The sequence below is a fragment of the Marivirga sp. genome, assembly GCF_024636815.1.
GTDB lineage: Bacteria > Bacteroidota > Bacteroidia > Cytophagales > Cyclobacteriaceae > Marivirga.
In genome coordinates this window covers 1-23165 of the sequence record NZ_JAGXGF010000018.1, presented here as the reverse complement: position 1 = coordinate 23165, position 23165 = coordinate 1, and the positions used below count along the sequence as shown (strand labels likewise).

Sequence of the window (23165 nt, the reverse complement as noted above, 5' to 3'; positions counted from 1 at the left end):
CTCATTTGATATAAGTCTGTAATGCTTTCTTTTTGCTCAGTTTTTTGAATGTCTATAAATTTCTCATTAGGACTTTCCTTTAAAATCTGAACAGTTACCGGTAGCTCCGGTCTACGAACTGAAGTTTCTAATCCATAAAATTCATCCCAAAGATTTCTGTATAAATCATTCCATAATATTTCGAAATAAGTAGGAGCTACAGCATTTTGATCTGCCATGAAATTCCAATTAGATAAAGCATCAAAAGCAATTTTTTCTGCTTCACTCATATTATTTCGATTTAAACTATCTAATATACTTGGTAAAATATCAGAAGCTAATAGTGAGAAATTATCATTCTGTAATCTCATCATATCTTCAACCGTGATATTTTGCAAGGTTTCTAATTTTTGGTTCAATCTTCGGTTTCTATAATGCTCAAATCCTCTGTCATAATGGTAGTAAGGATATGTACTATCCACAGGTATCTGATTTGCAGAACTCAAATAACCTTGCTCAGGATTTTTCATAAAAGCATTATGTTCTCTTGGGATAAAACCTGCCCAATCCATATCAGCTCTGGAGCCATCCATGATAAATTTACCTTGTTCTTCCCAGCGCAATGGGAATTTACCATTGATCCATAAGGCTATATCACCATGAATATCTGCATAAGCAAAGTTTTGAGCAGGACAGTCATAATGAGTTAGAGCTGTCTCATAATCATCATAATTATTTGCTCTGTTTAATAAATGGAAAGTCAATTGCTCGTTAGATGGATCATGAGCCGTCCACCTTAAAGCAAAATTTGTTTTACTATTTTCTGATCTGAAGTTTTCATCATATACAATCGGCCCATGGTGGGTATAGTAAATCGTATCATGAAAATCTTCTGCTCCTCGAATTTTAAATTCCTGAACAACCTTTTGGGTCTTTAACCATTTATCGTTGTAGAAATACTCTTTCTTGTCTTCGTCTTTGAAAGTTATGTGATACCAATCTCTAACATCTCGTGTTGCATTGGTCACTCCCCAAGAAACTTTATCATTAAAACCAATAATTATGCCTAATGCTCCAGGAAGTGTAGAGCCATAAACATTAACAGAAGGGGAGTTTAGGTGCATTACATACCAAATAGAAGGTAAATTTAAACCTAAATGAGGATCATTTGCCAGCATTGGTTTTCCTGTTGAGGTTTTGCTGCCATGAACAGTCCAATTGTTACTTCCATTTTGTGGATCAGGCTGTGGGGCTTTATCATTCGGAAAGACTAAAGGAAATTCAAGGGAATCAGGTCTTTCTACGGTTTCCGCTTCGAAATCCCATACCTTACTTTTTGGAATTACAGGATCAAAATCTTTATATCTGTCCGGGAATAAGAAATCAAATCTTTCTTTCCCTAACATTTTTAATAGTTGGGTGTTTTCAGCATCGCTATCTCCTCCAGCTAAGTCATTAGCCATATATTTCAACAATAGACCTGATTTTAAAGTAGACCATTTTTCAGGTTTATAGTCCAATAATTTATATTCTAATGGTAAGTCTTTATAATTAAGTGATTCAATATATTTATTTACTCCTTCAGTATATGCATCTAACATAGGGCCGACAATGGAGTCTTCCGACATCATTTTTACTGCTTTCTCTGCTCCATAGAGTAAGCCATTTCTTCTTTGGTACCGATCAAAATCTAAAGCATCTTTCCCAATAATTTCAGAAACTCTTCCGCCTGCAGCATGCGTTTGAAATTCCATTTGCCATAATCGATTTTGAGCGGTAACATAGCCTTGAGCCATATATAAATCATGATCATTGCTGGCGTAAACATGCGGAACGAGTATGGAATCGTAATAAATGCTCACGGTTTCATTAAGTCCTTCTATAGTTGGACTTTCCTCAAATGAAATGTCCTGATTTTCAGAATTAGCCCAAAAACCATTGTATGGATCTAGAAATTTACCCAATGGCGGAACTTGCCCCCATTTATTATGGAGTCCTATAACCAAAGCCAGGGAAATTAGAAAGGGGAAAATAAATTTTATGAAATTCATAGGGAATGAAGCTTTAAATCACCGCCTAATGTATAAAAAATTGGATTTATAATATAATAGATAGCTATAAAAATTATATAGGAACTTTAAAACTTATGTACAGATATCAAAAAGGTGGGAATTAGCTAAGTTTTTCCTGAAATAAGACAATATAGTTTAAAAGTAAAAAGCCAAGATTAATATCATTTTGTAATGGATATCACCTTGGCTTTATTTGAGCGATATAATTTAGGATTAACTATTTTTCTTCATCTTTTTTATCGAGCCATCTTAAAGTTAAGAAGGAACCTACTAAACCCAATCCTCCGAAGATGAAAATTCCAGAAATATATAAAAATTCCTCATTTCTATTATTATAACGATTTGCTGGCCCCCAATCCAATGAATGCTCAATTAGAAAAGCAAATATAATTCCTAATCCTATCCCCATTCCTAACATCCCAATAACTAAAGCAATACTATATATAGGATGTGTCTTTCCTTTATTCTGGTTTATTTGAAAAATAGATGCATTAGCTCCAGCATCAATAAGTGCTAATCTTTCTTTATTTCTGGTATAAAGTGAATAATAACTGATGCCAAAAATCATGGCAAATAAGGCAATAAATGTTATGACAGTTTCCATAAAAATGAGTTTAACGTTTAAATTTGATTTACAGCCTTTGGACAAGCGAAATGGCGAAGTGGTTACAGCTCTTCTTTTAATTTCTTTTAAAACCCGATTTGGAATCATAAGGGAGAAAGATGCACTTAAACGCTTTTATTTTTTTATATGAAAGCTAATTTTTATGATTAATTTTAAATAGTTGTAACCGCCATGACTTTCAACTTGTCAAAAGAACGGAACTAAATATAAGTGAAAGAAAAAGCAATTCTCAATATCATCCAGAAAGTAAAGCAAGGGGAAATTCATGCCTTTAATGAAGTTATCTTACTTTATGAAAAGCAAGTTTTCAATTTGGCTTTTAGGATTATCAAGAATAGGGAAGATGCTGAGGAAGTGGCGCAGGATAGTTTCGTAAAAGCCTATAAACGAATAAAGTCATTTAAAGGAAATTCAAAATTCAGTACTTGGCTTTATAGAATTACTTATAACAATAGCTTAAATAAAATTTCGGCTAATAAACGTAAAGGATTTACAGAAGAACTCGAAGATGATAAAATTGGGGGGTCTATTAGTGACCATGGGATGAAACAATTGTTAGATGCAGAACGAAAAGATTTTATCCAAAAAGCTTTAGCTAAAATCAGCCCTCAAGAAAATACTTTGTTGACACTTTATTATCAAAATGAGTGTGACTTAAAGGAAATCGAAGAGATTACGGGTATCCGTAAAAATACGGTAAAGGTGCAACTCCACAGAGCCAGAAAGCGTTTGGAAGTGCAGCTGCAACAACTATTGAAAAATGAATTAGAAAGCATAAGATGATGGAAGATCAGAAGATTAAAAAGTTATTGGAAGATAGTGTTGAAGGGCCTTCTTATGGGTTTTCAACAAAGACTATCCGCAAGATTGAAGCTTTGGAAGCTTCCAAAAAACGACTTTCTATGAAAGGAAACAGCTCTATTGTGGCTTATCTGATTCCGTTGGTTTTTTTAGGATTGTTGTGCGCTTCATTTTTCCTGACTGATTCACAATTCAGTTCATACGATTTTGCTTTTTCTATACCTGAAATAAAAACTTCATGGATTAGTTTTAATATCCATTTCAGTTGGCTAGTGGCCTCTTTAGCAATTGTTTCTGGCTTTTGGGCCTGGATTTGGTGGGAAAAATCGAATCTCAGCGCTTAAAGTTAATTTTCATATGCATTCCCATTCTGAAGCTAAAGTAGGATTCACTTCTTTTGAGGATTTCTAAAATATATGTTTAAAAAAAATATAGTTTTCAACTTTTCCACTTAAAGTTGTGTCTGTTAAATATGAGAAAATTACAGATTGCCATTTTATTTTTAAGTTTAATGTTTGCTTGTAGCCCCGATGAGGAACTTTCCACAGAAGAATTAAAAATTGAAATAAATAGACTAAAAGAGGAAATCAATCAAATTATAGCTAATTCAACAGGTGAAACTTCTGCAGATTGCAGAACAAAATATATTGCAGGTGGAAATAGTTGTGGTCCAATTTTAGTTTATGGTATTAAAAATATAGATACAGTTTATCTGGAAGATCTCTTTAACCAATTAAGTGAAAGAAAAACAGAACTTTTTGAATTGGAAGGTGGTCCTGTTTGTATGTTATTATTCCCTTCAAAAGATTCCTTGATAAATGGAATATGCAAGCCTTGCTTTGAAACCGATGACGGTTTCCGCTGTGATTAATAATTACTTCAAACACTTTGTAATTCAGTTTAATACTTTTTTCTATAGCTGATTTTTTCACCTATGATTTATTGTACTAATTATATTTATGTCTTCTTAATACAGCTTATTTGATCTTAGCAGCCGATTTATCAAAAAACACTAATTCATAATTTTTAAACTTTTAGTTTTTAATTTATTGCAAAATATATAAGTTTACGGTTTAATATTTTTTAACTAAAACCTAAAGAATACTCCTTTCTCAGTAAAGATTTTTCTTCATTTTTTAGTTTTCTATTCACCTAAAATTGAATTTTGATGAAATTATTTAAGTTTACCCTAATGTCAATAGTGGGATTTTTTGTGCTTAGTGGATGTGCAGGAAATTTTAAATCAATCGACCCACAAATAATTAAGTATAAAAACGGAACAACCTTTGAAGATTTACCGCTGGCCTATGAATACGATATTTTAGAGAAAACGAGTAATAAGAAATATACTCGAAAAGCCTATGAAGCCAATATTAACTTAGTAGCTGTTAGGCTTACAAACAATACCGATTCTAGTTTGAGTGTAAATGATGATATTACTTTCTATCACGGAAATGTACCGATCGATCCTATGAGTCCGGTTATCATTCAAAATAAAATTAAGCAGATTCCTACCGGTTATTTGTTTTATCTGTTATTTACAAGTTTGCAATTGGTCACAGAGGACGGTGGTTCATTTCCTGTTGGTTGGGTTTTAGGCCCCGTACTTACGGCTGGTAATTTATTAACCTCTATCGGATCAAATAAAAAGTTACTTCAGGATTTATATGCCTTTTCTTTTATCGATAAAACAATTCCTCCCAATCAAACTGTTTACGGCATCATTGGATTGTCTAATATGGGCTATTCTCCCATTCGTGCTAAACTTGTTCAGAAATAGAGTAGATGGGATACTGGTAGCATCAAATATTTCGATTGGGAGGTTATATAAAGGAAGGATTTCAGATAAAAAAGAGGTTTTTTTTATTTAAAACCCTTCTCTAATTGTGTCTCTAAATAATGTTCAGCTACACCGAAATCCTCTTTTAATCCTTTAATTTTAGCATCAATGGCTTCTGTATTGGGTGCTTTACTTGCCTTTGAACCTACCAGCATCACATTTTTTCGTGTATGTTCGTTTGAGATAAATTCGAATACTTTGGTGTTGTACTGGTTCTTCTCCAATAGCAATGCACGAATTGTGTCGGTTACCATTTCAAATTGACGTTCTTTGAAAATACCATATTTTAGAATGGGATTTTCCTGAGCGGTTCCTTTTACACTTTGTCGAACCTGCTTATGACAGCAAGGAGCGCATATAATTAATGAAGATTTAGATACTAAACCTTTATAAATGGCATCGTCCGTAGCGGTATCGCAGGCATGTAATGCAATCAATATATCTATTTTTGCCTCATCATAGTTTTCTATCCTTTCTGAAACAAAGGACAGATTATGATATTCACACTTTTTGGCTATCTCATTACAATAGGTGACAAGTTCTTCTCTTAGCTCTATACCTGTAACTTGTACATCGAGCTTTCGGGTATTGTGCAAGAAATCATAGAGCGCAAAGGTTAAATACCCTTTACCAGATCCCATATCCACGATATTGATTTTCTTTGGAAGATCTGTGGATTTGAGCAAACCATCAATGATCTCTAAGTATTTGTTAATCTGTCTAAACTTATCCGCCATTTTAGGAATTACATTTCCTTGCTTGTCTTTTATCCCCAAATGAAATAAAAACTCGCTTTCGGAAGCGCGCTTTACTTTTTGTTTGTCGTGATCTACAGGCAGCTTATCGTTGAAGGTGGGTGGATTATTTGTAATAGTAGCTTTCCCCTTTTTATTGAATCGGATGGCAATATCTTTCTCCAAAGTGAATAGGGTGACAATACGAAATGAATTTTGCAATAGCTGCTCTAATTCCTCAACAGCTTCTTTGAGAGTGTAGTTTTTTACTTGATCATTCGTTTTAAAGCGATAGGTAAAAGAGATTAGTTTCTCATTTTTAATCTCAACTTCGCGCAGGTAGACATTTTCTAAATCTGCCGACTTTCTTATGGGTTTACTTATGGTAAGTTTTACAAAAGAATCCTCCTTAATGGATTTTTTGAGTTCCTGAAAAAATTGTTGTGTATCATTCATCTCAGATGCAAAGCTACGGAAGCTTAGTAAATTAACCGCATTGAAATTAAATTTAAGGACAGCTTAAGTATTTTTAGTCGAGCTAATTTCCTTATAAATATTGACCTTGTATATTTTCAAATCTGACAAATAAAAAAAGCAGACTGAAATAGCCTGCTTTTAACTGTGATTTCTTTCAGGATTAACCTTGGTAGTAAAAACGTTCGTGAACGATTTTTCCGTCTTCCCATCTTTGAACACCTACTTGCTCCATATTCACTCTGTTTCCATCCTGGAAAGTAACATCCATTGAAGTTTCGTGCATTACCACACCAGCTTCTTCGTCAGAAGTAATGGCTTTCACTTCCATTCCATGAAATTCTTTAATCATTCCAAGGAATTCTTCTTCGTGTACTCTGCATTCTTTTTTACCTTCCCAAGTTCCTCTTGGTTCTGTGATGACTACATTTTCTCCGTAGTATTTATCAAATGCATCTAATAATTTTCCTTCACCTATAAGGTTGTAAATGTCTTGTGTTTTTTCTCTTAAAGTCATAATCTAAATATTTAATGTAAGTACATATATGTATATACATGGAAATTAGTAAAAGGTTTAAAAAATGGTGAATTTATTTTTAGGATTCAATTGAAGGAAGATAGCCAGGAATTCCAAAATAGGGTAGAAGCACGCGTTTTGCTTCGCAACGCGTACTAGAGGAAGGGGCTGTATCGTCCTAAAATTACGCTATGTCCAGTTTTTCTCAATAATTGGACGTATACACATATTATGTCCATTTTTTGATACTAAAATCTTCTTTTGTCCAAAATTTTTAAAAATATGGACATTACATAATCTGTAGATGGAACAGTTCTTTAGTTTTTTCGATTAACACCTATTTTCTTAGGATGTTTTTTTATCATTTATCTTCTATATTTACCTTATAAGTTCACCAGTAACCAAAACCTGTAGTTCAACTTTTGCAAAATGTTCTTGGTAGTTGTTTATTTGGATGAATTTTGATTTTTTTAATAAAAGCTAAATGTTATCATGAAATTATTACAACTTATAGTTCTATCCACTTTAATATCATGTAACTCAAATACAAGTAACGAATATATATTAAAAGAGGAGTTTAATGAAAATACTCTTGGTTACTATTCAAGCAATGGTCCTAGAGATAATTCTTTTATGTGGTCATTACCAGAAAATTGGCAATTTTCAACCTCGATTGAAATTATTGATGGTGGGAGCGAAGCAGGTTATGGCTTTATACTTTACAGTGCTTCATTGAATTATGAATTCATTCTCAATAGAAAAGGTAATGTTAATATTTCCGAATATGATTACAATAAAGAGACAGGGAGGGTAATTGTAGATGAAATATTTGAAGACTTATCTATAGAATATAATACTCCCACTACTCTTGAGTTAAGGGTTGAAGATACTTCATTCGAATTTTATGTTAACGATTTGAAAGTTGGCCAAGGTTCTTTTGCCGCCAAAAGCTGGGCAAACCTTCGATTATTCGCAACAGCAGGTGGAACAGGTATTAAGGCTGACTATTTCAGAATTAAAAGTCTTTAAGCATTGCGTACATTTTACGATAGCTTTAAAGAACTATCTGATGAAAATCTCTTGGATAGAATAAACAGGAAGGAGCATTTTCAAAAGGAAGCTGTGTTGGCAGCATACAACGTTCTTAAACAAAGAGGATATGAACTTGAACACCCATTTCCTGATGTAGATTATTCTAATTCAGAAACTCCTAAGAAAACCAAAAAACCATCCTTCTTTGAACGCGAATACCATGTTTGGCATAAAATGGTGTCTAAGAAACAGCGCAAAGATTTGTTGGTTTTATTCTCCATAATATTTATTGTATTAATATTCCTTTCAGATTCATACCTAACAGGAACAGACTTATTTAGGAAAATTCATTTGAGTACTCAAACGATTATTTCACATGGGGCTATTACCTATATCATAGAAATAATGTTAGTTTTTGTGCTCTTTATAAGTTCAAAAAAAATTAGAAGTACTTTTCTAAAGATAAGGTCTGAGCATATTTTTATTGCACTAAAAGTCTTCGTCTTTTCACTGATTATACTTTCAAGTCTGGAATGGCTTTTCGGTAATAATATTACAATCACACGAATTGCGGAAGATAAAACACCAAGAGAATTCCTTAAAAATTTGTGGTTTGGGGGTTTGGTTGCATTTGCGGAAGAGCTAATATTTAAATGGTTATTGCTCACTCAATTATTACTGAGAGCAGGAGATAAGAAGTCAAGCCGAAGGTTGATTTTCATAATAGTAGCTATTCTTTTTGCAGCCTGCCATATACCTGGTCAGATAAGTGATTATGGTGAAATTAATATAGTACATCTGACCAAAATCTTTTTTTACTCCTATTTTACTTCCATACTGTATGTCAAGTTCCGAAACTTCCCATTGGTCGTTTTACTTCATTTCTTAGTTAACATTTCTGCTATATTTATAAATGACGGAAATGGAGTCTATACCAACTGGGCATTTATTCTGGTAGCTGTTTATTGCATTCCAAAGATTAACGAAGGATGGCTTTTTAAATCAAAATTAAAAATTAGAATACCAAAGTGGGCATTTGGCAGTATAGTTTTATTTGTAAGTATTTTAATTTTAGTTTCTGAAAAAAGACCAAAAGACCATTTCAATATCTCTCGTCAATATTATTATCTGGGTTCAGATAAACAAGCAATGGACATAATTAATATAGCAATCTCAAAAGAAGCCCAAAATTCTAAATTCTACAATCATAGAGGTAATATCCTTTATAGATTAGAACTTTATGATAGTGCATGGAATGATTATGATAAGGCAATTCAATATGCCCCCTATTTTTATCAAGCAATTAGTAATAGAGGAATGGCGGCAAAACACATTTCATATTTTGAAGGGTGCATTGAGGATTTGACAATTGCTATTAATCAAAATCATGAAAGTGCGAGGGTATATTTAAACAGAGGCAATTGCTATTTGGGAATCAATGAGCCTGAACTTGCAATTCTTGATTTGGAGGAAGCACTTAAAAAGAACCAATACGATAAGAAAATTTATTATGGATTGGGGAGGTCTTATCTTAAGCTTAAGGAATTTGATAAAGCCTCTAAAAATTTAGAACATGCTATAGACTTAGATTCGGATTTTGTAGAAGCATATGAGGTGTTGTCAATGGCCTATTCTGGATTAGAAAAGTACGATTTATCTAATGCAGTAATGACAAAAGCAATTGAGATGGGATCATCAAACCCAAGTCGCTTTTATGTAAAAGGGTTGAATTATTATCAAAAAGAGAATTATTATAATGCGGTACTAGAGTTCGAAAAGTCCGTAGAATTAAAGCCGGAAGATTCTAGACTTTTCTTAAACCTGGCGCATGCTTATTTCTTTTTAGATAATTATATTAAAGGTTGTGAGAACTTGAATACTTCTGCTTGGTTAGGAAATGAAGAAGCTAAGGAAGATCTGAAAAATTATTGTGATGAAAGTTCATGATAAAATATCTACTAATAATATGACTAAAAAACTAACTCCTGATTATTTCGGTTGGGTATTATTATTTATGATTCATAGTGGCATAGCGCTATTTTGGCTATGGTTAGTTAATAAAGGATTAACTTTAGAAAAAAAATACACTTATGACTTCTTAGGCTATTCAATAGCTTTATTTGCTTTAATTTTATTTGGATTTTATTAAAGGCATCTAAGCGGTAAGGTCGCTCCTACGGAGCTTAGGGTTGGCGATTTAAGTTACCATAAGTAGACACCTACGGAGCCTACCCTCTACCCCGCTGTCCCTCCATAGCACGCGTTGCGAAGCTAAACGCGTGCTAAGTTTCAATTCCTCAACCAATCAAGAACCTCCCGAAAATGATCTTCTTTAGCATCTCTATGCGTTAGTAAATTAATGTGATCATAATCATTTTTATAGCCTTGCTTTTTGCCTATTACTTTGAAGGTAAAGTTGTCCTGATCACCTATTTCTTTTAGTAATCGCCTGCAGTCTACTGGGTGACCTATTTGTTTATCATTGGCACCTGTGATAGAGAGAATAGGCGGTAGTGTTTTGCTTTGCAGGGCGGTTGCATAATCAAAGCCGTCTCTAAGATCTTTCCAGTCGCGAGACCGCACCCATTTGTTCACTTCCAAAAAGTAGTCCTTAGCTTCATCGGAACTGCCAATTTTGTACTGTCTAGCGGGTAGATAACCTTTAGTTTTAGCAAGGAATGTACAGAAGCCAAACCATATTAAATCCACAATCAACCACTTTTTTAAATTCTGAACGCGTATATCTCTTTTGCTTCCAAAAAAGACCATAGATTTTAAAGTTGGAGCTTCATTTTTTGCCAAATATGCCATTAAATGCACACCTCCCCAGCTGTGGGAAATCCAATGATCGGGTTCTTTTCCAGTAATATTCTTTATTTTTTCAATGAAATCAGGAATGTCTTCTTCAAATGCAGACTCTATTCCAAAATTATTATCTCGGCTCGGATGGGGCTTGCTTTTTCCTCTGCCTCTTAAGTCAGCCACAAAAACATCAAGACCATTTTCAGCCAAGAAAGGAGCTAGGCCTTTACCTGATTTGGAATAGAATATTTTGCCGTCTTCAATGCTGCCGTGGACTAAAAGTATGGAAGGGGCATTCTCTGTGGTATAAAATCGCTTGAGGTGAAGTTTGTAGTTTTCCTTTTCAATAAATAGACTTTCTGATTGCATGCTTGAAATTATATAAAAATTAGTAGGCATGCATAATAAACCACAAGATTTTTTTATAACCACTAAGTTACTCTAAGACTTTCACAATGGACACGGAGGGAAGGCTAAAGCTTTTTATTTACCGCAAAAGAGGCAAAAGAAAACAAATAATTGCCAACCTGTCCCGTATTCGGGAAGGCTGTTTTTGTTTAACCACGAAGGTACTCTAAGGCTTTCACAAAGGCCACGGAAGGAAAGTCAAAGGCTTTTTATTTAACCATAACTTGTCCAGAAAATGTATAGGATAGTATTAAGGTAGAAAAAATCATCATTACGAACCTGTCTGATGATAGTCAGAACCCTATAGGGGGAAGCAATCTCTAGGTTTTACTAGCTTAAGATTGCTTCGTTGCACTCGCAATGACGGTTGGAGCTATCTAGATCAAATTAGAAATTCTCTAATTATTAAATATTTTACCTCAGATTACTTTGTTCCTTGCAATGATGGCTGGAACGACCTAATTCATAATTCGTAATTATATCTCCGTGAAACTTTGTGAAATCTCCGAGACCTTTGTGGTTATATCCAAAGCCTTAGGCTTTCTTGTAATCCTTATGACCTTTGTGGTAAGAAATAGGTGGGAAGACCCAATTGCTGATTTGATGCATTGGATAAATATCCATTAATTTAGTATTGACTTCCAGTTCTAAACCAGCATAATTTTCTTTGTATTTACCCCTGAAATAAGTAGTCAGCCCATCATCGGTTCCTTTGTAGGGGTAATTGAATTTTACTCTCCAGGTATCCATTTTTTCTTCTATGCTTGCTTTCCAGGCTTCGGCAAATTTTTGCTCTGGCTTATTGTCAGGATCGAATAAAATTCCAATCTCCGTTTTGCGAACTTCGCCATTTAACACAGGCGTGAAACTATGAAAAGAGAGATGAATCACTTTGTTTTGCTGATGTAAGTGTTGTTCTATCTTTCTTTCCAATGAATTTCTGTAGGGTAAATAATACTCTTTTATCAGCTGTTCCCGGATTTCTTCAGACATCTTTTTAGAAAATTCAGAAAATAATTCTTCATGCTGCAAAGTTCGGTTGCATTCAATCAGCAGTCGACTTAAAGTATTAGAAATCAGTTTACTGTCAGCTCTTCTGCTGATATATTTGGCTATTTCCAAACTGCCTTTATCCCAGCCTCTATGGCTTTGCAATACCTCTTTTTGTCCTGAGAAAAAGGATTGATAAAGTTCAGGGATTTCATAACCCCCATGCTCACAGCTGAATATAAACTTAGTCATTACCTTAGTTCATAAAGTTTGTTTTCTTTCAGGCAATCCACCAAGATCGCATATTCCTTTTTGATGTTTTCATCTGACCAGTTTTTGTTTTTAAGGTTAGCCAAAATGCGTTGTGATAAGTTGCCATTTTCCAATAGGTATTGAATAATAGCTTTTTTGTCTTCCGATAAATAAACTAGTTTGAAAATATGGTTCCAGATATCCGAAATGCTTACTTTTTCATTTTTCTCTAAATCAAAAATTCTAAGATATTCTTCATTAGCGATGATGCTTTCCCCACCTTTTTCCAAAGCCGATCTATAAATATCATAGAGCTCATATTCATCAATAGGATTATGATCTTTAATAAAAGGAATGATAAATTTCAGAGCCTGCACAACAAATTCGGCTATAGCAAGATCTGCTGCCGGGCATTCCTGCAAATCAATGATTCTGATTTCTATGGCATTTCTATCAAATCGGGCAATAGCACCCCTTGAATTCAGCCATTCATGTTGTAAACTTTTGTCTTTGTCATAAGGAGCTATATCCTGATAAATTCTTTTAAAGATCACCTTTTGGTATTCTGCTTTATCAGCCACAGATTCAGGAATTACTTTTCCAGTAATGGAAGGAATTTTCTTTTGGTTTTGCTCATAGAAAGCCAATCTATTATCCAGTATTTCTGATTTTTGCCCCTCAACAATAGGAGAGGAGGCCGTTAAAGCAGGAATTAAAGGTATAATGTGCCTGATGGCTTCATGCAGCAAATAGAATTCTTCATCATTACTAAAAGGTAAATTGATATGCATACTCTGCAAATTTCCCCAGCCATGACCTTTGCAATCAAATATTTGATTATATCTGCTGTAAATTTCATTTCGCTCGTGAGGCCAAAGTTTAACATCCTTCAATGGATTAAACAATGGGTGCATAGCAGTTGGCATCAACTGTGAACCCAAAGGCTCCAGGATTTCATTAATTTCTAGTATGTTTTGATGAAAATCATGCGATAATCCTTCAACACCGGGCATAGGATTAGTGGTTTTCAATTCCAATACGTGCAATACCAGTTCATTCGACCAGCTGATTGTTCCGTTTTCCAGTTCATCCGTGATATGACCTAATTTTTTTATAATTAATTGATCTGAAATAGGCGCAGGCATTAATGTATTGCGATTTACAATCATATATTCCAGCTCTATTCCGATGCATTCAAATAGGGAGTAGGTTTTGGTTGGTTTTATTGCTTCCATGGTATTTTATGAAATTTATTTATTCTAATGATTATTAGTTGATTTTACTACTATTTAATAACATACATATTTTCCAGCCGACACTCCTATAACCCCCTCCAGGGAATAGTTCTCGCAGATTTATACGAGCAGAAAATAACAAGTTTATCACTTTTTTACTATACTAAAAACTCCTGTTGACGCCTGCTTCCTTTTATCAGAAGGCTAGACCATCCTAATTTAGCACTACTTGCTTTGACTTTTGGATGCGGCTTAAAAATACATCCATCATTTTACTGTATAGTTTATCCTTTAGGACGGCATCTTCCACTCCTGTATCTATGTTTGGATTATCATTGATTTCAATAACGTAGAATTTATTGCCTTTTTGTTTGATGTCCACACCATAAAGACTTTCCCCAATAAGCTTAGAAAGTTTTTCGGCTGTTTTTATGAGAGCAGGTGGCGCCATTTCCACGGGCATGGTCTCTACTTTTCCGTATTGACCGTTTTTATTCCAATTGACAATTTGCCAATGCTCTTTACTCATATAATATTTACAAGCATAAATTGCCTCTCCATTGAAAACACCTACCCGCCAGTCGAAGTCCGTTTGCAAAAACTGTTGTCCTATTATCAGATCAGATTTCTCTAATAAATCGGCTACTTTCTTTTTGTATTCATTCATATTCTCAGCCTTGCTTACGCCCTGGCTGAAAGCACTATCCGGTTGTTTCAGAATAATAGGAAAGCCTAATACATCAGGCGCTATATTAATGTTGTCCTTATGGATGATCATCGTTTCGGGTGCATCAATCTGGTACATTTTTAAAAGTTCAGCCAAATAAACTTTATTGCTACATTTAATGATGCTTTCCGGATCATCTACTACCACCAGCCCTTCAGCTTTTGCACGCTGAGCAAAACGGAAAGTATGATGGTTTACAGCCGTTGTTTCCCTAATGAATAAGGCATCATATGAAGCCAATGTGCTATAATCATCTTTGGTGATTAAATTAGCCTGAATCCCTTTTTGACCTGCAGATTTGATGAATTTTTGCAAAGTCTTTTCAGAACTTGGCGCTGTTTTCTCCAATGGATCCCATAAAATAGCCATAGAGTAAGCAGCCGTAGTGCGTTCAGGTACACTGAATTTTTTAGCTTCAAAATATTTTTTAGTGGCTTCTTCAACGAAGGCCTGGTGGTCTTCTGGTATGTCGCCAGACGCAATAGGTGAAATATTTTGAATGGCCCATTTTCCATCCCTCAAAGTAAAGTGGGCTCGAATAAATGGAGACTGAAATAGATTAAATAATTGCAAGCTCAACCCATCGTATTTTTTGGATAGGTTTTTACCAAAATAGATACTCAGAATAAATTTTTCCGACTTTATATCTTTTAATGACTTCTGAATTAATGAATCCAGTTCTGTTGATAATATTTTCACAACAGATAGGGTCTTCATTTCCTGAATCGTATTGATGCTCGGAATGGCCTTATGTTTTCTTGCTGCAGCTAATAAGGAGACATAATATCCAGTATTTTGATATTTGTAATCCCTGCAAAGGTTAAAAACACGTGCATTTTTTAAATTGGAATAGATAGGATTAGTCAGGTACTGCTTCCCCGTGACAACTTCTACGTCTTGTATGTCAAAATCCCAATCTTTTAGGCTAGTGACGGTTATAATAATCTTCATTTATTTATAATTAATAAATTGGCATCATAAGTGATGACCCCTAAAAGTATAGCACAGATTAGGTGATCCATATCTACTGAATAATTTTGTGTTTCAAATGGGTTGGCATGCAAAGGATCTGATACCATAATTGTACTGTCTTCATGATTGATTCCACTTAAAACCACAAAATGCCCAGATGGCTGTCCTTTAATGTCATCATAAAGAACTGGTTCTTCACCGTATTCCCTTTTCTCATTATAGAGATAAGTCGCACTCAGTCCTGTCAAAATTGGGATATCTTGAATCAAGTAGGACTGTAGTAAATTTTTGTTTAAAGTCTTGTAAGTAATTTTCCCTCCTTTTTCTAGGAACTGAATATAAGCCAAAGAAGCTTGCTTAAATTTTGGTGTTTTTTTAAATCTAAGTTGCTCTTTTAACTTTTCTATTAAGTTAACATGTTCATCCAGAAACCAGCTTGGGTCAAAAATTTTCAAATTATAAGTTACGATTTCAGCTTGGAAGCCTTTTTTTAGCGAATCAATTCCCAGCATTACCGCCAGCGTACCGCCAGTGTCTAAATATTCAATGGAATCAATGACTTCTTCTAAGCTTAAATCTTCGTTAAAGTAATTGTAAACAGCATGCAAACTTGTGGGTCCGCAAGTGCTGTCATTGGGTTGTCTGGAAATGTCCAGTCGGAGTGTATTATTTTTCAATTTAGTAGTTCAAAATTGAATCGATAACGCTGGATTTTAGGATTAGTTTCTTTTAATTAATTTATTTTTGACTTATTGAAAAATAAATTTTAAAGAACTGATTTTCAGTGGTTAATACCTGTCATTTACGAATGAAAATATAGCTTATATATGCAATGAACGTCACTAGAAAAAGTATAGCTTCCCATCTGTCAAGCTTTTTGTTTTTCAAGGTAAACATAAATATAAATAGCAGTATAGAACCACCAATCAATACATAGAAATCAAAGTTCATTTCAGTATTGAAATTCAATGGTCTTACCAATGAATTTATACCCAATATAAAAGTCAAGTTAAAGATATTGGAGCCTATGACATTCCCTATCGCGATATCTGCTCTATTGCGATAGGCTGCTACAGCACTAGTGGCTAATTCGGGAAGGGAAGTTCCGGCTGCAATAATGGTTAACCCAATTAATTTCTCACTTAAATTAAAGCTTCTGGCAATATCCACAGCATTATCAACTACAAGCTTTCCGCCTATAACTAAGCCAGTTAGCCCTCCTAATATCATTAATAAGGTTACCCAATGACTATGGATAGGAATTTCATTCGGGAGATCTACTGTATGATTATTATTCTTAACATTATAAAACACATAATAAATAAAAGCTACAAAAAGCAGTAAAAGGATGAATCCGTCAATTAATCCGGAAGAATTTGCTTCACTACCAAAGAAAAAGGCATCATTTACCATAATAAATAAAATGATTACTAATGCCATACTGAAAGGAATTTCCTTCCAAACTGTTTCGGATTGGACAATAAGTGGTCTGATTACCCCGGCTATTCCTAAAATGAGAAAAAGGTTAAATATATTGCTACCAATCAAATTCCCGAAAACCACATCATCCAGTCCCTGCGAGCCGGAAACTAAATTGACCACTAATTCAGGTGCGGAAGTACCCATAGCGACAATAGTTAAGCCAATTGCGATTTCGGATACATTAAACCTTTTAGCAAATGAAGAAGCACCGCTGACCATAAAATCCGCCCCTTTTATTAGTAGGATAAATCCTAATACAATAAAAGCCGTATCTAGAAGTAGTTCCAAATTGAATGATTAATTGTTTGCGGACCAAGTTAGTATAAGTATTTTTATATAGAAACAAGAATTATAAATTATTGCCAAAATAGTTTAAATATTCTTATTTTAGATTTTGGAATTTAATTGAAATTAAAATATACAATTATGGGAAAAGGAGATAGAAAAACCAAGAAGGGTAAAATTTCGATGGGAAGTTTTGGGAATACCAGACCAAGGCCAAATGCTGATAATGAAAAAATAGCAGCAAGCTCTGCTAAACCCAAAGCTGAGAAAAAGACCGATACTGCTAAGAAAACAACTACTGCCAAGAAATCTTCTACTGCTAAAAAACCAGCAGCAAAGAAAAAAACTGAAAAAGCTGATAAATAATTTTGCTTATTTGAAATTGGCGTTTACATTTGTGCAAATGCAAAATAGAAATACAAATAACAACTGGTGGTGGACTTCTAATATTTAGAAGACAGCATTGGTATATACAATATTCTAAACCTCGCTGTCAAGTGAGGTTTTTTTTTGATTAAAAATTATTAAAAATGATAAATAAATTAAATAACGCATGGTGGTGGCACAAAGAAACATCTAAAATCGGATGAAGGGATATGCCATGCTCAATGCGAACAAAAAGGCTTACCGGACATCCGGTAAGCCTTTTTTTTTGAAAATGTCTTTAACCCAAATCAAACCTGTCAGCTTTGATTTGGGTAATTCGGAATTTAAATGAGCTATTAATATTATTTATTTGAATACAGAAACCTGACAGGTTTTAAATCTAAAATAAAGCATAAATGAAAATACAGAAATCACACATTAAACTGCCGGCAGATTCATTCACTCCGGTGGCGCTATACCTTCGACTGAGGGATCAATTTCCTCATACTTTTTTGATGGAAAGTTCTGATTATCATACCAGAAGAAATAGCTTTTCCTATATAGGAGTACAGTCTATCGCTGAAGTAAAAGCAACTGAAGATACATTTTATACCGAGATTGAAGGGGTGAGCAAAACCGAAAAATTGGAGAGTAAATTAGACTTACCTGAGAAATTGCAATCTTTCATTAATCAATTTCAGGCAGATGACTTATTCCCCCAGGAAGATTTTGAGGAAAGTGGATTTTTCGGAGCAACTGGCTTTGATGGTGTTCAGTATTTTGAGGATATTTATTTTGAAAAAGTGCAGGAAGATATTCCATTCCTACGTTATCATTTCTATAGATTCGTTTTAGTTTTTGATCATTTCAAAGATGAGTTGTATGTTTTCGAACATCAGCTTGATAAAACTTATGATTTCGATCGTAATGATTTAGTGCAGGTAATTTTAAATCGTTCAGTACCACAATTTAAGTTCCAGAAGGTTGGTGAAGAAGAAACTAATATGACGGATGAGGAATTCTTGAAAATCATCAATAAGGGAATAGAACATGCTCAAATAGGTGATGTTTTTCAAATGGTGCTTTCTCGAGCCTTTTCGCAGCAGTTTAAAGGTGATGAATTCACAGTTTACCGTGCACTTCGTTCTTTAAATCCTTCTCCTTATCTGTTTTATTTTGATTATGGCGATTATAAATTATTCGGCTCCTCACCAGAAGCTCAGGTAGGAGTGAAAGGCAATAAAGCCTATGTGAATCCAATAGCAGGAACTTATAGAAGAAGCGGAGATGATCAGGCTGATGCAAAATTAGCAGAGCAATTACTGAATGATGAAAAAGAAAATGCTGAGCATACCATGCTGGTTGATTTAGGGAGAAATGATTTATCCAAGCATGGTGAGAATGTAAAAGTGGAGGTTTATAAAGAGATTCAATTTTATTCTCATGTAATTCACTTAGTAAGTAAAGTTACGGCAGATGTTCCGGAGAAATCAGCAGTAAAATTATTGGCGGATACATTTCCAGCAGGAACATTGAGCGGGGCACCAAAATACAAAGCGCTGGAATTAATTAATAAATATGAGCCAACTGGCAGAGGTTTATATGGTGGTGCAGTAGGTTTAATTGGTTTGAATGGAAACTTAAATCATGCTATTGTCATTCGTTCATTCGTCAGCAAAGGTAATAAATTGAATTACAGAGCAGGAGCTGGAATTGTCGCTTTATCTAATCCTGATAGTGAGCTACAGGAAGTGCACAATAAACTTTTCGCTTTGAGAAAAGCTATGGAAAAAGCAGAGAATCTATTTGATCAACACCAAAAATAAGAGAAGGAAATGAAGATATTATTACTCGATAATTATGATTCCTTCACTTACAATTTGGTGGAGGTTATAAGGCAACAAAAGCTTGATGTGGAAATAGATGTGATCAGAAATGATAAGGTTACATTGGAGGAAATATCCAAATATGATAAAATTTTGCTTTCTCCAGGACCGAGCGTTCCTGAAAATGCAGGAATTATGTTGGATTTGATAAAAAGGTATGCGGCTGAAAAGCCAATTTTAGGTATTTGCCTTGGGAATCAGGCAATTGGACAAGCTTTTGGAGGCAAACTTTTGAACATACAGCCTGTTATGCACGGTATTCAAAGCAAAGCAAAACTTGATAATCATTATTTATTTGAAGGAGTAGAAAAAGAAATAAGCATAGGAAGATATCATTCATGGGTAATAGATGAAATAGACTTTCCATCAGATTTGGAAATCTTAGCCCGCTCTGATGATGGACAAATTATGGCAGTTCAGCATAAAGAATATGACGTCTGCGGATTGCAGTTTCATCCAGAATCTGTGATGACGCCTGAAGGAGGGAGGATGTTGAGGAATTGGATAGCCCAAGCCCCCTAACCCCCAAAGGGGGAGATTTGTAGTGGGAAGAAGGAAATTGGGGAGGAAATAGATTGAATTAAAGTTGATATAAATAGAAATATGTAGTTGGAAGATCGAAGTTAGAAGTTTTTCTAGATACTCGATACTATAAACATATTACTTATAACTTAATGCTTAGAACTTAGTACTTAAAACTTAAGACTAAAAAAAATGAAAGAACTAATAAATAGATTATCACAATATAATACGCTAACAAAAGACGAGGCAAAAGCTATTTTCTTGCGGATTGGTCAGGGGGAATTTAACAATTCAGAATTGGCGGCTTTTATGACGCTTTTTATGATCCGACCGGTTACGGTGGAGGAATTAGCTGGTTTCCGTGATGGATTAATGGAATTACGAGTGCCAATTGATTTGTCAGCCTATGATGGAATGGATTTGTGCGGAACAGGCGGAGATGGAAAAAACACTTTTAACATCAGTACCATGTCAGCATTTGTAGTAGCGGCATGCGGACAAAATGTAGTGAAGCATGGTAATTATGGTGTGTCTTCCAAATGCGGAAGTTCCAATTTGTTGGAGCACTTTGGTTATGAATTTACCAATGAGCAATCTGGCCTAGAGAAGCAATTAGATGAAAGTGGTATTTGCTTTTTGCATGCTCCTAAATTTCACCCGGCTATGCGTTTTGTAGGTCCAATTCGTAAAGAGTTAGGTGTAAAAACCTTCTTTAATATGTTAGGTCCTTTGGTAAATCCAGCTTTGCCTAAGAAGCAAATGGCTGGAGTTTTTAGTCATGAATTAGCACGAATTTATTCTTATTTATTTCAAGAGACCGATACACAATACAGTGTGGTTTATGATTTGGAAGGATATGATGAATGTTCTCTTACAGGAGAAACCAAAGTGTTTTCATCTAAAGGAGAGCAAATCTTAAAGCCTGTTGATTTTGGATTGGAGCAAATCAAAGCTGAAGAAATTCATGGAGGGGAAACCATAGAAGAAGCTGCCAAAATCTTTACTGATATTTTGAAAGGAGAAGGGACAAAAGCTCAGAATTCAGTGGTTTATGCTAATAGCGCGTTAGCACTTCAGGCAGCTAGGAAATATGAAAGTTTACAAGATGCAACTTCAGCAGCTAAGGAAGCCGTTGAATCAGGTAAGGCTTATGGGGTATTTAAGAAATTAGCCCCCTGACCCCCAAAGGGGGAATCGGAAGCTAGCACTTAGGTCAGTACCGCAGGTCAGACCGGAAGTAAATTGAAATAATTGGAAGTAAGGTAGAAATAAAATAGAAATATGAGAGGGTCTAGGAACTTATTTCTAGAATCTATTAAAATAAAAGAAATGAATATACTACAAGAAATAGCAGAATATAAAAAAGCAGAAGTAGCAGAGCGTCAGAAGCTTTTTCCGGTGGAATTTTTGAAGCAGAAGCTCTATTTTAAATCAAAGCCGGTCTCCTTGAAATCCTATGTAATGGATGAAACTAAAACTGGAATTATAGCGGAGATCAAGAGAAAATCTCCCTCAGAGGGAAAGATTAACGCGCATATTTCTGTGGAGGAAGTTTCTATTGGATATATGCAAAGTGGAGCGAGTGCTTTGTCGGTTTTAACAGATGAACCTTCTTTTGGAGGAAGTCTAAAGGATTTGGAAATCGCTCGTAAATTCAATTATTGCCCTATTCTTCGCAAGGATTTTATGCTAGACCCTTATCAGGTTTATGAAGCTAAAGCCCACGGAGCAGACGCTATTTTACTGATTGCAGCCATGATTGATAAATCATTATGCCAGGATTTAGCTTCTTTAGCCCATGAATTGGGGATGGAAGTTTTACTGGAAGTGCACAATCAGGACGAATTAGATTCGCATTATGGTAATTTTGCTGATTTAGTAGGAATCAATAACCGTGACTTGAAAAGCTTCAATACAGATTTAGAAGTGGCAAAGAAGCTGGCTAATCAATTGCCAGAGGGAGTTCCAAAAATAGCTGAAAGTGGATTGAAAACTCCAGAAGACGTAATGAACATGAAAAAAGCGGGTTTTGACGGCTTTTTAATTGGAACTTCTTTTATGAAGAGTAGTGAACCAGGGAAAGCATGTCAACGATTTTCTCAGCAAGTAAAAAATTTAATCGCTAGCGAAGCAGGTAATCAGACTGTTTAAAATTTAGAATTAAAACTATATTTTAGATATGGATAAGCAAGATTTAAGAATAAAAATTTGCGGAATGCGGGAAAAGGAAAATATACATGAGATTTTAGAATTTGAGCCTGATTATTTAGGCTTTATTTTCTATGAAAAATCTTCTCGATATGTATCTGAATCTCAAATGAAAGAAATCATAAAACTGAATTTTGGCGAAACCGAAAGAGTAGGTGTTTTTGTAAATGAGACTACTGATAAAATCTTGAGCTATGCCGATAGAGGTTATTTTGATGTTGTTCAGTTACATGGAAATGAGTCTGCAGAAACTGTGAGAGCACTTAGAAATGAAGGTTTAGAAGTTATTAAAGTGGTTTCTGTTGATGATGATTTTGATCCTAAAGTTTTAAATAAATATTCAGAAGCCGATTACTTTTTATTCGATACCAAAGGAAAATTACCTGGTGGAAATGGAGTGAAATTCAACTGGGAAGTTTTGGAAAAAAGTAAAATAAAAAAACCGTTTTTCCTTAGCGGTGGTTTAGGAGTAGACGATATGAAAGAAATCAGCAACTTTAATTCAAAAAATCTATATGGATTGGACTTTAACAGCAAATTGGAGTTAGAGCCAGGGTTGAAGGATGTGAGTAAAGTGAAGCATGTGTTGGCCCCCCTAGCCCCCAAAGGGGGGGGTGGGGCAGTAGAGCTAGGCTAGATAGATTCAAAACTGAAACAATAAGTACTCAATTGAATTAATTGGAAATAAGGTTGAAGTATAAAAGTTGGGAGTTAGAAGTGGGAAGATGGAAGAGAGGTACTTAAGACTTATAACCTAAAATTTAATAATAAGAAAAATTGAAATAATTGGAAATATGAAGTGAATATCTCTGTACTAACCTGAGTTCGATTCTTATTTAGGATTCAGAACGTCTATAAATAGTGAGTTTCAACTAAAAATTCTGAAACAATAGCAGGCTATTGCAAGGGGTTTTTAGGAAGAAAATCGCTGTTTATAGGCGGAAAGGGGAAAACTT

The 23165-nt window shown here is 34.6% G+C and carries 23 protein-coding genes; 13 read left to right on the top strand and 10 right to left on the bottom strand.

Features of this window, described 5'->3' with window-relative positions:
• Both Q0L29_RS01640 and Q0L29_RS01635 read right to left on the bottom strand, forming a co-directional pair.
• Nucleotides 1-2030 (bottom strand): penicillin acylase family protein (locus Q0L29_RS01640; protein ID WP_296618521.1); only part of this gene is annotated, 2030 nt, incomplete at its 3' end.
• Between the two features lie 238 nt (nucleotides 2031-2268).
• Complete coding sequence (locus Q0L29_RS01635; protein ID WP_296618520.1) at nucleotides 2269-2655, bottom strand: DUF6249 domain-containing protein; 387 nt, start codon at nucleotides 2653-2655, stop codon at nucleotides 2269-2271.
• Nucleotides 2656-2886: 231 nt separating this feature from the next.
• Between Q0L29_RS01635 and Q0L29_RS01630 the strand changes: the two genes are divergently transcribed.
• The 4 genes from Q0L29_RS01630 to Q0L29_RS01615 all read left to right on the top strand — a co-directional run bounded on the left by Q0L29_RS01630 (nucleotide 2887) and on the right by Q0L29_RS01615 (nucleotide 5257).
• On the top strand, nucleotides 2887-3459 hold the full coding sequence (locus Q0L29_RS01630) for a sigma-70 family RNA polymerase sigma factor (RefSeq protein ID WP_296618519.1): 573 nt from the start codon (nucleotides 2887-2889) through the stop codon (nucleotides 3457-3459).
• Entirely contained in the window at nucleotides 3456-3821 is a 366-nt protein-coding gene (locus tag Q0L29_RS01625) for a hypothetical protein (protein WP_296618518.1), read from the top strand. Before Q0L29_RS01630 ends, Q0L29_RS01625 begins: the two co-directional genes overlap by 4 nt.
• 128 nt (nucleotides 3822-3949) lie before the next feature.
• On the top strand, nucleotides 3950-4348 hold the full coding sequence (locus Q0L29_RS01620; RefSeq protein WP_296618517.1) for a hypothetical protein: 399 nt from the start codon (nucleotides 3950-3952) through the stop codon (nucleotides 4346-4348).
• 297 nt (nucleotides 4349-4645) lie between these two features.
• The gene (locus tag Q0L29_RS01615; RefSeq protein ID WP_296618516.1) at nucleotides 4646-5257 is read left to right on the top strand and encodes a hypothetical protein; all 612 of its coding nucleotides are present in this window, start codon (nucleotides 4646-4648) and stop codon (nucleotides 5255-5257) included.
• An 83-nt stretch (nucleotides 5258-5340) separates the two neighbouring features.
• Here Q0L29_RS01615 and Q0L29_RS01610 read toward each other — a convergent pair whose 3' ends face one another.
• Together Q0L29_RS01610 and Q0L29_RS01605 are read right to left on the bottom strand one after the other, a co-directional pair.
• Nucleotides 5341-6507, bottom strand: a complete 1167-nt coding sequence (locus Q0L29_RS01610) for an SAM-dependent methyltransferase (protein ID WP_296618515.1) — start codon at nucleotides 6505-6507, stop codon at nucleotides 5341-5343.
• Between the two features lie 181 nt (nucleotides 6508-6688).
• The gene (locus Q0L29_RS01605; RefSeq protein ID WP_296618514.1) at nucleotides 6689-7042 is read right to left on the bottom strand and encodes a nuclear transport factor 2 family protein; all 354 of its coding nucleotides are present in this window, start codon (nucleotides 7040-7042) and stop codon (nucleotides 6689-6691) included.
• A 492-nt stretch (nucleotides 7043-7534) separates the two neighbouring features.
• Here Q0L29_RS01605 and Q0L29_RS01600 point away from each other — a divergent pair, with 492 nt between their 5' ends.
• Genes Q0L29_RS01600 through Q0L29_RS01590 form a run of 3 tightly spaced genes read left to right on the top strand, consistent with a single transcriptional unit; the run spans nucleotide 7535 to nucleotide 10223 of the window.
• Nucleotides 7535-8071, top strand: a complete 537-nt coding sequence (locus Q0L29_RS01600) for a hypothetical protein (protein WP_296618513.1) — start codon at nucleotides 7535-7537, stop codon at nucleotides 8069-8071.
• Between the two features lie 3 nt (nucleotides 8072-8074).
• The gene (locus tag Q0L29_RS01595) at nucleotides 8075-10021 is read left to right on the top strand and encodes a CPBP family glutamic-type intramembrane protease (protein ID WP_296618512.1); all 1947 of its coding nucleotides are present in this window, start codon (nucleotides 8075-8077) and stop codon (nucleotides 10019-10021) included.
• Entirely contained in the window at nucleotides 10008-10223 is a 216-nt protein-coding gene (locus tag Q0L29_RS01590) for a hypothetical protein (protein ID WP_296618511.1), read from the top strand. Before Q0L29_RS01595 ends, Q0L29_RS01590 begins: the two co-directional genes overlap by 14 nt.
• Before the next feature lie 140 nt (nucleotides 10224-10363).
• Here Q0L29_RS01590 and Q0L29_RS01585 read toward each other — a convergent pair whose 3' ends face one another.
• The 6 genes from Q0L29_RS01585 to Q0L29_RS01560 form a co-directional block, all read right to left on the bottom strand.
• Nucleotides 10364-11245, bottom strand: coding sequence for an alpha/beta fold hydrolase (locus tag Q0L29_RS01585; protein ID WP_296618510.1), 882 nt, complete (start codon nucleotides 11243-11245; stop codon nucleotides 10364-10366).
• A 573-nt stretch (nucleotides 11246-11818) separates the two neighbouring features.
• Nucleotides 11819-12526 carry an N-formylglutamate amidohydrolase gene (locus Q0L29_RS01580; protein ID WP_296618509.1) on the bottom strand — a complete coding sequence of 236 codons (708 nt, stop codon included), beginning with the start codon at nucleotides 12524-12526 and terminating at the stop codon, nucleotides 11819-11821.
• Nucleotides 12526-13761, bottom strand: coding sequence for a glutamate-cysteine ligase family protein (locus Q0L29_RS01575; RefSeq protein WP_296618508.1), 1236 nt, complete (start codon nucleotides 13759-13761; stop codon nucleotides 12526-12528). The genes Q0L29_RS01580 and Q0L29_RS01575 overlap by 1 nt, the downstream gene beginning before the upstream one ends.
• 214 nt (nucleotides 13762-13975) lie before the next feature.
• Complete coding sequence (locus Q0L29_RS01570; protein WP_296618507.1) at nucleotides 13976-15439, bottom strand: RimK family protein; 1464 nt, start codon at nucleotides 15437-15439, stop codon at nucleotides 13976-13978.
• The gene (locus tag Q0L29_RS01565; protein WP_296618506.1) at nucleotides 15436-16137 is read right to left on the bottom strand and encodes a peptidase-C39 like family protein; all 702 of its coding nucleotides are present in this window, start codon (nucleotides 16135-16137) and stop codon (nucleotides 15436-15438) included. Before Q0L29_RS01565 ends, Q0L29_RS01570 begins: the two co-directional genes overlap by 4 nt.
• A gap of 121 nt (nucleotides 16138-16258) precedes the next feature.
• Entirely contained in the window at nucleotides 16259-17230 is a 972-nt protein-coding gene (locus tag Q0L29_RS01560; protein ID WP_296618505.1) for a calcium/sodium antiporter, read from the bottom strand.
• A gap of 138 nt (nucleotides 17231-17368) precedes the next feature.
• Here Q0L29_RS01560 and Q0L29_RS01555 point away from each other — a divergent pair, with 138 nt between their 5' ends.
• The 6 genes from Q0L29_RS01555 (at nucleotide 17369) to Q0L29_RS01530 (ending at nucleotide 22846) form a co-directional block, all read left to right on the top strand.
• Nucleotides 17369-17593 (top strand): 30S ribosomal protein THX, encoded by a 225-nt coding sequence (locus Q0L29_RS01555; protein ID WP_296618504.1) that lies wholly within the window; start codon nucleotides 17369-17371, stop codon nucleotides 17591-17593.
• A gap of 416 nt (nucleotides 17594-18009) precedes the next feature.
• Nucleotides 18010-19419 (top strand): anthranilate synthase component I family protein, encoded by a 1410-nt coding sequence (locus Q0L29_RS01550; protein ID WP_296618503.1) that lies wholly within the window; start codon nucleotides 18010-18012, stop codon nucleotides 19417-19419.
• Nucleotides 19420-19428: 9 nt separating this feature from the next.
• Nucleotides 19429-20001, top strand: coding sequence for an aminodeoxychorismate/anthranilate synthase component II (locus tag Q0L29_RS01545; RefSeq protein ID WP_296618502.1), 573 nt, complete (start codon nucleotides 19429-19431; stop codon nucleotides 19999-20001).
• 192 nt (nucleotides 20002-20193) lie between these two features.
• Nucleotides 20194-21180: an anthranilate phosphoribosyltransferase gene (gene trpD / locus Q0L29_RS01540; RefSeq protein ID WP_296618501.1), complete on the top strand. Its 987-nt coding sequence runs from the start codon at nucleotides 20194-20196 to the stop codon at nucleotides 21178-21180.
• A gap of 150 nt (nucleotides 21181-21330) precedes the next feature.
• Nucleotides 21331-22152 carry an indole-3-glycerol phosphate synthase TrpC gene (trpC, locus tag Q0L29_RS01535; protein WP_296618500.1) on the top strand — a complete coding sequence of 274 codons (822 nt, stop codon included), beginning with the start codon at nucleotides 21331-21333 and terminating at the stop codon, nucleotides 22150-22152.
• A gap of 28 nt (nucleotides 22153-22180) precedes the next feature.
• Nucleotides 22181-22846 carry a phosphoribosylanthranilate isomerase gene (locus Q0L29_RS01530; protein ID WP_296618499.1) on the top strand — a complete coding sequence of 222 codons (666 nt, stop codon included), beginning with the start codon at nucleotides 22181-22183 and terminating at the stop codon, nucleotides 22844-22846.
• Nucleotides 22847-23165: the final 319 nt, after the last annotated feature.